The following is a 12,467-nucleotide window of genomic DNA, read 5'->3' as shown; positions in this document are numbered from 1 at the left end:
ATGTTTAACAAAAAATGGATTTACGATTTCTTTTTGGCTATACTGTAAATAGATGCGATAGAATCATCAATACCTACACACTCCTTTCTGATCCAGAATCTATCTCTTTCACCTCCTTACATTTGGGGGCTCTGAACTCGTCATGTAACAAATCTGCAAGAGATATTCCAAACGCCGTGGCAAGTTTTTGTGCGATAAGGACAGTCGGCTGCTTCTTAGCCGCTTCCAGCTCCGATATATAAGTTTGTGAAACGCCCGACTGATCCGCTAACTTCTTTTGAGACCACCCTTTTGCTTTACGGAATTCTTCTAAATTTTTCACAGTCATCACCCCCTCGTTGTTATTGTAATGCTTCTGCGTTAATTAGTCAATGCTAATGCGTTAATTTTATTTTAAATATTTATGTTATAATTGCTTTAGCGTTAATTGGAGGTTTTATATTATGACTATCGCTGAACGTATTATTCATTTGAGAAAAGAAAAAGGCTACAGTACTAATAAACTTTCTCAACTTGCAGAAATAGGGCAAGCAACCTTACGCGAAATAGAAATAGGTGAAAAAAGTCCAAATATTATCACTTTAGAAAAAATCTGTAATGCTCTCCAAATTTCTTTATCTGACTTTTTCGCAGAAGATGATATTGTAGATACTAAGCAAAATGACGATGAAATAGATAATCTTCCTGACCATGTAAAAAAAGAGCTAGACCTGGCTAGAGAATTTATTCTTTATAAATATGGCATAAAAAAAGCCCCTGCAGACAAGTAACGAGAACTTAACAAATAGAAGCATCACATAAATTTTTTAATCTTGGCGATGCCAAATATAAATAAGGAGACAAAGTCGCAAGCGACTTTGTCTCCTTATTTATGCATAAAAAATATCCATATAGCAAGCAGTGATAGCAAAATAATAACTGTAAATTATCTTTGTCCTAATTCCCCTCTAGAGAGGGGTGCACAAAGGGCGGGGTGTGTTCGTCACACTCTCCCATATACATCAATCAAACCGTACAATATCATCTTCTTCTAAATACTTGCCATTCTGCACTTCGATAATCTCCAACGGAATCCGCCCTGGGTTCTCCAAACGATGTTTGGTAGACATAGGGATAAATACACTCTCATTTTCATGTACCATCTTTACTTCATCCCCCAGAGTCACTTGCGCCGTACCACCCGTCACAATCCAATGCTCCGTGCGATGATAATGCATTTGCAGACTAAGCCCTTGTCCAGGGTTAACTCTGACTTGCTTCATCTTATACCCTGGTCCGCCACCCAAGACAGTAACACTCCCCCATGGCCGATATAAGGTCGTATGCTCATCCGCTTCACGGCGTCCCCGATCTTTCAATTCATTGACCAAGTCTTTAACCTTTTGGGATTCCCCCTTCTTAGCTACTACTATCACATCATCCGTTTCCACCACTAGCAAATCCTCAAGTCCAATGCCAGCTATCAAACGACTACGTCCTAGCATGAGTGTATTCGTACAATCAATCGGTATACAATCACCTTTGACGGCATTGCCATCCGTATCCTTGTCTAATACATCGTAAATAGCATCCCAGGAACCAATGTCATTCCAATAAGCTAATAAGGGAATTGTTACTACTTTATCCGATTTTTCCGCCACCGCATAGTCAATTGAAATATTGGGCATGTTTTCAAACTGAGCCAATGCATCTGCATAGTTAGTAGATGCTAATTGATAAATCTCAGGTTGGTGAGTAGAAAATTCTCTCATGATTTGCCCCATAGTAACTGCAAACATTCCTGAATTCCAATAATATCGTCCTGCTGCTACATATTCTTCAGCTACTACCTGACTAGGTTTTTCTTTAAAGGACTTCACAGCAAAACCATATCCATACGCCTCACCAGCTTCAATATACCCATACCCAATCTCAGGTTTATCCGGTTTTATGCCAAAGGTGACAAGATGATCCTGGCGCGCCATTTCTTCAGCCTGCTTTACAGACTTAATAAAAAGATCATTTTTACGAATAATATGATCCGAAGGTGTCACAAACATGACTTCATCTTCCCCGGCACCCAATTCATCAATACAGTACCTTGCCGCCAATGCAATGGCTGGAGCCGTATTACGCCCTACGGGTTCCAATAAAATATGGGCGCCCATCGCCCCACAAGCAGCTAACTCTGCTTTAACATGATGAATATATTCCTGATTAGTCACAATCACCATATCTGCCACCTTGGCTACAGGTATAAAACGAGTAACTGTCTGTGCTAATAAGGATTGCTCAGTCCCAAGCTTCATAAATTGTTTAGGAAAACAGGTGCGGGATAATGGGAATAAACGTGTGCCTCCACCACCTGCTAGAATTATGATTTTCAATGAAACGGCTCCTCTCGGTATTCGTTTTATATCATGAACAGGGTTACTAACATTCCTGGTTATTTAGCGCGCATTTTTTCTTTCAGCCGTATGTTGTGATGTATCAGCAGCAAGAGTACGGAGCCATCCAATGCGCAATAAAACAGCGATAGCAAAGCTACAGCTGCTTTAATTAAATATGCTTTCATTATCTCACAAAACAAATCATAAGTCAGTATGTTTTCAAACTTGTAGCTCTGTCACACCAACTATTTATTTGCAAGGATTTTTCTAATAGCTTCCCTATTAATTCCCGTTACCTCCGCCAGTTTTCTTCCTGACATGGCAGTATTCTCTTGCAGCCAAATAATCAATTCTTTACGAGTATCTAGATATTCTGGTTTCGAAATGTCCATTAATGCAATTCCCCTAATTTGCAAAAACTCTTGAATCTGCGCTTCGTGATTATTATCCGATTTACAATCTTCCATAACGTCCATGCATGCCTCTTGGCTAAATTCCATATGAAATCTTTTAAACCCCTCTATCGCTACATCACGGTTTTCAGAAAGCATATTTAAAATTTCAGCAAACTCTGGTAAGTAGCGATCTCCAGTTCCCCTCAAATATCCGGAACAACTACTCCAAGGATACGTTTCCGTCTTTGCAATCCCTGCCTTCTCTGGATTCTGATGCACATACCGTATGACAGTAAGCAAATAACTATCACTTTCTACATTTTCACTTTTATACCGATCTTGAAACAAATGCCCCACGCGTTTATATTTTCGGCTTAAATAACCCACATAGCTCGTCGTAATCCGCCGAAATATTCATCACCATCTTCTGAAATAGCTTCTATAAGTATTTCACTTTATATAGTTTTGAATTTTCTCCCTTGAGGTAAATAGATTGTTTTTATCTAACAACCACCATTCACTTTTTTCCAATTTTTGTATAACAGATTGGCTAAATCTATATTTAATCAATCTAGCAGGATTACCAGCACAAACTTGATATGCTTCTATATCTTTTGTAACCACTGCCCCCGCACCAATTACTGCTCCATTACCGATTTTTTTAACCGATGGCAAAATAATTACATTTGCTCCAATCCATACATCGTGACCAATCACCAGTTTTGTTCTTTGTATTTGTTCTTCGCTTACAAATTTTAAATGTGGATTATAAAACATTGGATGCTGACTGAAATAAGCAATTGGATGATTACCGTTCAATGCATAGACATTATTTGCTACTGAACAATAATTACCAAATACTGTTCCGGATGCAATTTTATTATAATCAAACGCCCCACCATATGTACCATAACCAATCTCAATTCTATAATATTGTCTGTATATTTTTCTTACTGTATTTGACCATGCCTGACCATTTTCTACTTTCAAAATAAATTTCAGCAGAATTTTTCTCAACAAATCAGCTCGTAAATACCCATATATTTTCAGAATAATATTTATTAACACGGTACTCCTGTCCTCCATCCATATCATCTTTCATTTCACCCATATTTAAACTTGATTTTATGGAAATTAATACCATCTATATTTTTACACATATTAGTTTCATTAAAAAAGAAATCCTGACTTCCCGTATTCTATAATTTTACATAACCCGCCAACCTTGCTTGCTATTATTGGTTTCTTTAAAGTCATTACCTCTACTGCAACATATCCAAAGGATTCGAACAATGTGACAAAGATGGAACGTCCCTACCGCCCATCTCGAACCGTCCCCAGTGGCATCCCCATATTAACAGATAATCTTTTATTCACATTCGTCCATTCACTCTTACCAAAAACCTTTGTGCATACTAAGATTTTTTTTTATCCTTGTAGACATCCATTTTTCATTCAATCCTAACTTATATCCTAAATACTTAAGTAAAGTTCTAAAAAATGCAGATAATATTGTTGACTTATATCCTGTAGACCATAAATAGTTAAACTCAGAGATAACAAACCGCTTACCTTCACCTTCAGCCTGTCCAAAGCTAGATCGAATCCAAGGTTCTCGGGCATGAAAGACTCCAATATCAAAATATCTGTTAAATTCTTGTACATAATTATAATTATGAGAATGATATACTTTAGCCTCTGCACAATATGTAACTTTCCAGCCATCTAGAAGCATTTTAGCCGCTACATATGTATCCTCACTTAAGATAGTGTTGCTCGGAAAGCCCCCTACCGATAACAGCGCCGATTTTCTGTACGCCGCAAAAGAATTTGAAATGAATGCAGTTTTAAGACCTAACTTCTTTGCATCATCTATACTTTTTACCCTTGAGGCAATTGAATAATTGAATAATCTTGCATGTGCATCAATTGGCTCTGCATTTAAATGTGGCAACTGCCTTCCATAAGCTGCACCAACTTTAGGATCTTTAAAGCATTCTAATAGATTTTCTAAGCTTTCATTATCAGCCAATATTGCATCTTGAGTCATAAATATTATAATATCAACATCATTAAGTAAATTTACACCAGACTGACGTGTCGCACCATGATTAAATTCTTTCTTTTTAATACTTATAATTTCAAAATCATGTTCTTTAGCATCCTTAATTGTACAATCTTCTGATTCAGTATCAATGACTACTTTATAATGCAATGTTATCGTTTGCTTGCTAACAGATGCAAGTGTATCTTTAAATGATTGACCGCTATTTCGAGTAGGAATTATTAAAGCAATTTTATACATTTTATACCTCGATCACAAAATTATCTATTGCTTAGAAGACCGATTAAATTCGGCTCAACTTGTAATAGGGACTTAATCAATATTTCTCCAGTACTATCCCAAGTATATTTTTTTATAACTTTCTCGGATAACTTTAATTTACATTCTATCATCTTTTTATCTTCTAACATAACGAATGCATCACCCCAAGTATCCGGATTACCTGGTGTTATATAAATTGCCGCATCTTGCAATATTTCCATATGAACAGGAATATCAGAAACGATTACAGGTCGGCCGCATGCCAACGTCTCGATTGGTGGTAGTCCAAACCCTTCCCATAAAGATGGAAATACTAAGGCTTTACAACCTTGATATAACTTAATTAATTGTGTCTGTGTCACATAACCAAGAAACTCTACATCTTTTTCTAATTTGCACTGACGAACTACCTCTTTTAAATACTGTCCATACTTACCACTTGCTGATGCAACCTTAATTTTGTATTTTCCTTTCCAAACTTGCCAATTATTTAACAACTCATGAATATTCTTGTGGTGATAAGCTGCTCCAACCACCAAAAGATAGGGGTCTTGGCTAGTGTAAACATTATCGCGACTGAACATCATTGAATCAACACCATTAGGAACTACAAAGACTCTTTCTGGTTTTAATTTATAGTAGCCACATATATCTTCCTTAGCTGTCTGCGATACGGTAAAAATTGCTTTACAGTCTTTTATAAGTTTCGATAAGTAATATTTAAAATATAAATATTGCAATTTATGTTGCATTGGGTGATGTATAGGTATTAAGTCGTGTATCGTTATAATTTGATTATTAAATCCAAGTACACCATGATGTGTTGGATTATAAATAAAACTATTCTTTTCTTTAGGAAATTGCATAGAAAGATAAGCTAATCTTTCTATATTTGATGTGCCTCCGACGCCAAAACCTATATTAGACGGCGACTTAATAATTTCATTGTCATATTTTGAAGTAAAAAAGGATGACACTATGGAACAATTAAAAGCCTGGTCCAAGAAATTTGCACAGTGTTCAGAGTATACACCTAATCCAGTAGGCTTGTGACCTAGCATGGAAATATTAATCAGTAATTTCATTATTATGTTTACCCCCTCAATTTTATCGGCGGGTTACTCAAATTGAATATGACAATTCTAGTAAAAAAGAAAAATGGTACAATCATGAATTCAACTTGTAGAACTTATTTACAACAGACATCTAGTAACTTTGTCAAATTTTTGTTAAATCTAGACAAAGTTCTTTACGCAATAATTTTCAGTATACTCCTGTAACACCTAGAATAACACTAAATATAGGAAATATATATATTTCCTATCTAATAACATTTGAATTTTCTTCCATAAATTTAGCATATTTGGTTAGAAGGCAAAACATAATTAGAATAGATTCAATATTGTAAAATTCTCCGAAACTTAATAGTGATGAAACTGCCGCAACGACACATAAAGAAATTCCTGGTATTTTTGAATTTTTTAAAAAAGAAAGCATTATATAATAATAAAAGGAGATTGCAACGATTCCCCATTCATAAGCAATGCTTGCTAATGCATTATGTGCAAATTTTTCAATATCCCCAATAACTGCAAAATTAGATGAAAAAGCTTTAATACTCCCCATACCAAAGCCAAATAACCTAGCTTCCTCAAAATAATATAACTGGGAATTGGTTCTACCAGAGATTGATAAATCCGAAAATATATCATAATGATATAAAAGATAACTAATACCAGGCATAATCAAAGGAATACTAATTAACAGAAAACCTATAATATAATATTGTAGCTTTTTATTCATAAAGATGAAATTTAATGAATTTATATAGTAACTCATAACGACAATTGCAAAACATGCATATCCTAGTCTGGAGAAAGTACTAATGATATTTATGATTATGAGTATCCACAATGCTACTTTTATTAAACTGTTCAATTTTAAATGTAATAGTATTACACTAACCAATATTAAAAAGGCTGCATAAAAAGATGGTTCATCAAAAACACCATATATTCTATAAATATCTATCCATCCTCCATAATATTCGTACAAATCCCTAGGATGATAAGACGTATTAGTACTAAATATGTTTAAAAAATAAGGCAAATCATAATATACAGCAATAGCCTGATATATACCATAAAAGCATCCTATAAAGGTTACTACTATGATGCTTTTAACAAATAATCGTATATACACTTGAGTCCCAAATAACCACGAACATACTATTATCATAAAAATCATCATCGTATTTCGAATAATGCGCAGTATCCAAATGCTTTCTGGCACATCACTCAAGAGGCTTATAGTAATCATCCACACCATTAAAATTCCTGATATTATTAGTGTTTTTTTATCAAAACGAATTTTAGTAATATTTAAGACGGCAATAAAAAGTAATACTATCGTAGACATACTGAGCCCAAAACGTTCTGTACTGATTGCCCACATTTGCATCCACACAGTTATAGATAATAGGACAATTAAACATTTATTTAAATATAATATGATAATAGCTCCTTTCCATTACATTAAACTAACGGTAATTTCTCCAATTATTTCATAATGTAGATTTTTTCAATCATTATTCTCCTAGGATATATATACCTCTTCTATCAAAAAAATTAAAAAGATATATTACAAACTCATCAAGATCATCGATCTATTATGATTTTCAATATCATCTCAACTCTATCCCATTGTTTACGTCTGATTCGATTAAAAATCACAATCAATAATCCTAAATATACCGTAGGTAATGTATACGAGAAAAATTTTTTTGTAAAAATCAATCTACTTTTCACTGCAAAATAATCTGCCAATGAGCTTTTTCCCATTGAAGCGCTACTTGATCCTATCGTTGCTCCCTCTTTATGATATACAATACTTTTCGGCGCATAACCTAAGTTATACTTCCCACTCGCTCGTATAACCCAATCAATTTCTTCATAGTACAAAAAATAATCTTCACTAATTAAGCCTATATCTTCTATAAATTTTTTGGATACAAACATAGATGCACCAATAATATAATCCATTTGTTTTTCAATTTTATTAGAATTTATTAAATTATTAAATTCTTCATAGGCACTCAAATGTTTACTTATACCTAACCACTTATTATATGTCGCTCCACCTAACGCTTGTACTTTTTCAGGTTGATGATAATAAAGAAGAGTAGAACCGCACATCCCCACAGAAGGTTGTTCCTGAATTCTTTGAAGTAAGTGAATCATTGAATCTGGTTTAATTACAGTATCATTATTAAGTAACCAAATATAGTCAAAGTCATTCCTTGCCAAGGCATATTTGATCCCCACATTATTACCACCAGCAAAGCCTAAGTTTTCTCCCGTCTGAATCAAAATCAGTGGTGGCTCATCTATTTTCAATACACCACTTTCTGCATTTTCGCGAGTATATTCGATATAACGTATAGGCTTTTCTAGCATCGGGCTAGTATGAATAGCAATTCGGCTATCATCTGATATATTTGCTTTTAATTTTCCATCAGCCCATTGCTTTATTTTGTCTAGTGACCCATCACTAGAAGCATTATCACATACAATAACCTTATAATTACTATATTGGTTGCGAAAAACACTTTCTAAGCATTCAATTGTATCTTTCCAACCATTCCAATTCAAAATAACAATATAAACCTTTTTATTCATAAATTACACTCACATACCTATTTATTTAATTTCATATACAGGTAATAATTTTTTAATGCGCTTGCAAATTTTCTCAAACCTTTAAAGCTAAATAACAAATAAATATATTTTCTCTTAATGATATCGTTGAATGATATATTGTCGAATAAATTCTTTTTATACAACAGTTTAAATATAAAAACATTGCATAATGCAGATTCATTCTTACTTATTAAGTTCTTTTGACTCTCAATTAAGAATCTAGGAGCTACAGATTCTATGATAATATCATTTTTTTTATATAACTTATCCAATATTTCTTGTGCCCCATTTGTTCTTACCATGAATAGGGAATATCCATCATTTAAATCTTTTTGTAGTAATAAATTCATTTTCCATGCATCTCCTACTACGATATCCCCATGCCCTGCCATTCCATTAAAGCAGAGTTTACATCTAAATGGAATGTTTTTACCTAAGTATTTCCCCCATGATATTTTATATGGCAGAACATATTGCCGTTTCCCACTTGTTATTACCGTGTCACCAGGCCATCCTAAACCTCGGTAAACGATTCTAGTTAAGCGTGTATTACTAATACCAACACTCTCAACAAGTTCTTTTGTTTCCTGTGCATATGGAGTATGATGACACATCATCCCAATTTTTAATTGAATTGCTTTATCTATCCATGGTTGAATAACAGATATTCGATTTAATGAATCCAAATCACATCCCTTACCAACGAAAATATATTTTTTATTTCTATCAATTTGTTTCAAGGCTGCACATACTGATACAGGATAATAAATACTCGATGTACTGTTCATCACTTCTTCTTCGCTATGAACAACTGCAGCCCCTATATCAGGTATCGTTCCAACATTTCGAGCTACAATGGCGCCATCTATGATCTTTTCACGTAATAAACTCAATATAATCTGCGTTATTATACCTCCTGAAGCAGACTTTTGTCTGACAGAAGCTTGATTTGAATGCCCTATATAGAGATTATTCTTAGAAAGTAGAAGTTCTTGTTCTATACAACTAGTATTTTTAAAATCAAAATGAATACCAGAACACACCTTTAAACACAAGCCACATTGATTACATTTTGCTATATCTATAAAAGGATAATTATTGTAACCATCATTCTTTAATGTTATTGCATTGCTTTGACAAATGTAGGAACATGCTCCACAACCATGACATAGTCTATTCTTATCTACTGAAGCTACGTTTTTACTTACCTTCAAGATACTTTTTCTCCATTTCGCTTTTCATGTCTATTAGTTCTTTTTTTATATTTTGCAAATCATCAAATATTCTAGTTATCTTAATTATAAATGCTGGTATTTCTGCTTCTGTTATATTTTCAATATCAAACACCCATTGACTTTGATTAAACAATCCAAATGTTCCCGTAAATTTATAACTATATGCTAAACCAACAGTTGGAACTGTTGATGACAGAGCTGCAATGCAAGAATGCATCCGCGACCCATAAAAAACTTCACACTTTGATATAAAATATTTTAATTCTTGGGCATCATAATCGCTATCAATTATTAATACATCCGGGTGTTTTAGAGAATCATATATTTCTCTGGTTGCTTTTAAATCATCTTCATTTCCAGGACTATTAACGTTATATGTATGTGGTACTAACAAGACTTTATAGTTGTTTTTTAATGCTTCATGTATTAAATCTACTATTATTTTTTTATAATGACTATACCGTCCTTGTATTATGCCATAACTTTCATAATATAGTAAGCCATTTATATTAATTCCCACACATTTTTCAGGAACCTCAATTAACACCTTCTTTGGTGGCATGAAGACTGCCATATCACAGCTTAATGTATGACTGATACTTCCTTCTTCCAAGTACTTTTTACCTTGTTCATCTCTTACATAGATCACTTGTGCTGATTTTAAAATATATTTTGACATCATCTTTCCGATAAAAGTATTAAAAGGTCCAATTGTTTGTGGAAGAAAGACCAATCTTTTCTTTCCGATAATTGGGAGCATTGCGATCAAACACCAAAACAGTAATCTTTTCAGCCCATAAATATCACTAAAGCTATCGCCTTCATTCACTGTATAAATCGTTTTAGCTTGCTTTATTATCAATGCTAACTTATTTGGAAAACGATTGAACCATAACGCACTTAGGGCCTTAAGAAGAGTTTTCGATGAAAAATGATATACATTTACTTTTTGATAACTACCATGCATCCATATGTCATGTTCAACAATTCTTTCTTCTTTAGAAAAATTGATAACAGTAACATCACTAGATTGATTATTTAGTTTAAGGCGTATTAATGCTCCTATGCCTAAGGCATTTACACCTCTATTATCCGATGAGAAGGATACGCCAACCAAAACATTCTCAAACACTATTATTTCACGCCTTTCTCTCCATTTACACTACATCGCTTTGCCTCACTATATATTTGTATTGCTCCAAATGATCTTATTAATAATACTATTAGATGGGATAGTATTGAAATTATAATTACCTTAGTTATGCTAATGTTTGGAATAATAAATAATAAACTTACAAAATAGAATGATACACCAAATATATTGCTAAAACTGAACATTCTCGTTTTGCCAAAAGCAACCAGATAAGTCACACCTAATAGAGCCGATGGAATAGCAATTGCAAGTTCCAAGGACATAATTTTTAAAATATCTATGCTTTCGAAATAAGCAGAGCCAAATAACTTCATTATAATTAAATCTGAAGAATATATTAATCCAATAGTGCCAAAGCTAGAAATTAATACACTCATAACGATGACCTTAACCATAAACTTTATATTTTTATTCCTTACTATATAAGGATACAAGGCATTGATCACCGGTTGAATCATATTCTCAATTGCACGAATAACCCTTTCTGCTGCTACATAATAACCTGTTATTAGCTCGCTAGTGTAGAATCCAAGAATTACAGTATTGCCACTAGTATACAAAGCTAACGTTATTCTTGACATAAATAAATGCCAACCATTTTGATTTACGTACTTGATATCTTGCCAAGATGGAATAACAAAACGTAATGAATGACTTCGAATTGCAATACAAAGTGCAATCGTCTCCCCTATAATTAGGCAACTCACTTGTAAACCAGCAGCGATTAAATAATCCTCAGGATATTTAATAATTATAAATATACTCACAGCATATAGTATTCGAAAAAACATAGTTATAAAAAGGTATAACTGCACCTTTTCTAATCCCTGGTAAAACCAAGCTGGTGACAAACATTTTGCTATAACAATACCAAACATTATTAAAAATATAGAAAAATTTATTCTAAATTTTGTAACTGCAAAAAGGACAATACTCAATACAAGAAATGCAATAACTGCTAATAATACTTTTGAAAAAAGAATACTATTAAAAATAGTATTCAATTTATTTCTATCATCCCGGTATAGTGCAACTTCTTTAGGGGCAGTGATAGATAAACCAAAATCAACTATTATTTCTAAGTATGTCATTAATGCTTGTGCTAAACCTAACAGCCCAAATTTTTCTGGTCCCAATGCACGAACAAGTAATGGAATTATTGCTAACGGTAGCAAGTAATTAGCATAATGTATTATTGAATAAGCCAACGTATTTCCCAAAAGCTTACGTTTATCATGAGAAAGTTCTTTCTTTATTACCATATTAACAAACCCCATAAGTACTTAAAAAT

General features: G+C 33.4%; 12 protein-coding genes and 1 pseudogene. 1 reads left to right on the top strand and 12 read right to left on the bottom strand.

Annotated elements, in window-relative coordinates; all coding sequences use genetic code 11:
* Positions 1-73 precede the first annotated feature (73 nt).
* Complete coding sequence (locus JBW_RS03360) at positions 74-328, bottom strand: helix-turn-helix domain-containing protein (protein ID WP_007959094.1); 255 nt, start codon at positions 326-328, stop codon at positions 74-76.
* A gap of 115 nt (positions 329-443) precedes the next feature.
* Here JBW_RS03360 and JBW_RS03355 point away from each other — a divergent pair, with 115 nt between their 5' ends.
* Positions 444-770, top strand: a complete 327-nt coding sequence (locus JBW_RS03355; RefSeq protein WP_007959093.1) for a helix-turn-helix domain-containing protein — start codon at positions 444-446, stop codon at positions 768-770.
* Between the two features lie 212 nt (positions 771-982).
* Here the strand turns inward: JBW_RS03355 and JBW_RS03350 are convergent.
* From JBW_RS03350 to JBW_RS03305, 11 genes and pseudogenes are all read right to left on the bottom strand, one after another.
* Positions 983-2,366: pseudogene (locus tag JBW_RS03350) on the bottom strand (mannose-1-phosphate guanylyltransferase/mannose-6-phosphate isomerase).
* A 248-nt stretch (positions 2,367-2,614) separates the two neighbouring features.
* Positions 2,615-3,151 (bottom strand): hypothetical protein, encoded by a 537-nt coding sequence (locus tag JBW_RS03345; protein ID WP_007959091.1) that lies wholly within the window; start codon positions 3,149-3,151, stop codon positions 2,615-2,617.
* Positions 3,152-3,214: 63 nt separating this feature from the next.
* On the bottom strand, positions 3,215-3,832 hold the full coding sequence (locus JBW_RS03340) for a CatB-related O-acetyltransferase (protein WP_007959090.1): 618 nt from the start codon (positions 3,830-3,832) through the stop codon (positions 3,215-3,217).
* A 102-nt stretch (positions 3,833-3,934) separates the two neighbouring features.
* Positions 3,935-4,057 carry a glycosyltransferase gene (locus JBW_RS26170; RefSeq protein ID WP_071882473.1) on the bottom strand — a complete coding sequence of 41 codons (123 nt, stop codon included), beginning with the start codon at positions 4,055-4,057 and terminating at the stop codon, positions 3,935-3,937.
* Positions 4,058-4,157: 100 nt separating this feature from the next.
* The gene (locus JBW_RS03335) at positions 4,158-5,069 is read right to left on the bottom strand and encodes a glycosyltransferase (RefSeq protein WP_007959089.1); all 912 of its coding nucleotides are present in this window, start codon (positions 5,067-5,069) and stop codon (positions 4,158-4,160) included.
* A gap of 20 nt (positions 5,070-5,089) precedes the next feature.
* On the bottom strand, positions 5,090-6,175 hold the full coding sequence (locus JBW_RS03330) for a glycosyltransferase family 4 protein (protein ID WP_007959088.1): 1,086 nt from the start codon (positions 6,173-6,175) through the stop codon (positions 5,090-5,092).
* A 235-nt stretch (positions 6,176-6,410) separates the two neighbouring features.
* Positions 6,411-7,508, bottom strand: a complete 1,098-nt coding sequence (locus JBW_RS03325) for a hypothetical protein (RefSeq protein WP_158453444.1) — start codon at positions 7,506-7,508, stop codon at positions 6,411-6,413.
* A gap of 239 nt (positions 7,509-7,747) precedes the next feature.
* Entirely contained in the window at positions 7,748-8,767 is a 1,020-nt protein-coding gene (locus JBW_RS03320) for a glycosyltransferase family 2 protein (RefSeq protein ID WP_007959083.1), read from the bottom strand.
* Positions 8,768-8,784: 17 nt separating this feature from the next.
* Positions 8,785-10,002 carry a Coenzyme F420 hydrogenase/dehydrogenase, beta subunit C-terminal domain gene (locus JBW_RS03315; RefSeq protein ID WP_007959076.1) on the bottom strand — a complete coding sequence of 406 codons (1,218 nt, stop codon included), beginning with the start codon at positions 10,000-10,002 and terminating at the stop codon, positions 8,785-8,787.
* Positions 9,989-11,155, bottom strand: coding sequence for a polysaccharide pyruvyl transferase family protein (locus tag JBW_RS03310; RefSeq protein WP_007959074.1), 1,167 nt, complete (start codon positions 11,153-11,155; stop codon positions 9,989-9,991). The genes JBW_RS03315 and JBW_RS03310 overlap by 14 nt, the downstream gene beginning before the upstream one ends.
* Before the next feature lie 2 nt (positions 11,156-11,157).
* Positions 11,158-12,438 (bottom strand): oligosaccharide flippase family protein, encoded by a 1,281-nt coding sequence (locus JBW_RS03305; RefSeq protein WP_036681565.1) that lies wholly within the window; start codon positions 12,436-12,438, stop codon positions 11,158-11,160.
* Between the last annotated feature and the right edge of the window lie 29 nt (positions 12,439-12,467).

The organism is Pelosinus fermentans JBW45 (assembly GCF_000271665.2).
Taxonomy (GTDB): Bacteria; Bacillota; Negativicutes; order DSM-13327; family DSM-13327; genus Pelosinus; species Pelosinus baikalensis.
This window is presented reverse-complemented; position numbering and strand designations above follow the sequence as displayed.

What these genes read in the sequence shown, in the direction of transcription:
- JBW_RS03360 (WP_007959094.1), bottom strand. Translation starts at nt 328, where the DNA reads ATGACTGTGAAAAATTTAGAAGAATTCCGTAAAGCAAAAGGGTGGTCT.
- JBW_RS03355 (WP_007959093.1), top strand. Translation starts at nt 444, where the DNA reads ATGACTATCGCTGAACGTATTATTCATTTGAGAAAAGAAAAAGGCTAC.
- JBW_RS03335 (WP_007959089.1), bottom strand. Translation starts at nt 5,069, where the DNA reads ATGTATAAAATTGCTTTAATAATTCCTACTCGAAATAGCGGTCAATCA.
- JBW_RS03330 (WP_007959088.1), bottom strand. Translation starts at nt 6,175, where the DNA reads ATGAAATTACTGATTAATATTTCCATGCTAGGTCACAAGCCTACTGGA.
- JBW_RS03325 (WP_158453444.1), bottom strand. Translation starts at nt 7,508, where the DNA reads ATGTCTACGATAGTATTACTTTTTATTGCCGTCTTAAATATTACTAAA.
- JBW_RS03320 (WP_007959083.1), bottom strand. Translation starts at nt 8,767, where the DNA reads ATGAATAAAAAGGTTTATATTGTTATTTTGAATTGGAATGGTTGGAAA.
- JBW_RS03305 (WP_036681565.1), bottom strand. Translation starts at nt 12,438, where the DNA reads ATGGTAATAAAGAAAGAACTTTCTCATGATAAACGTAAGCTTTTGGGA.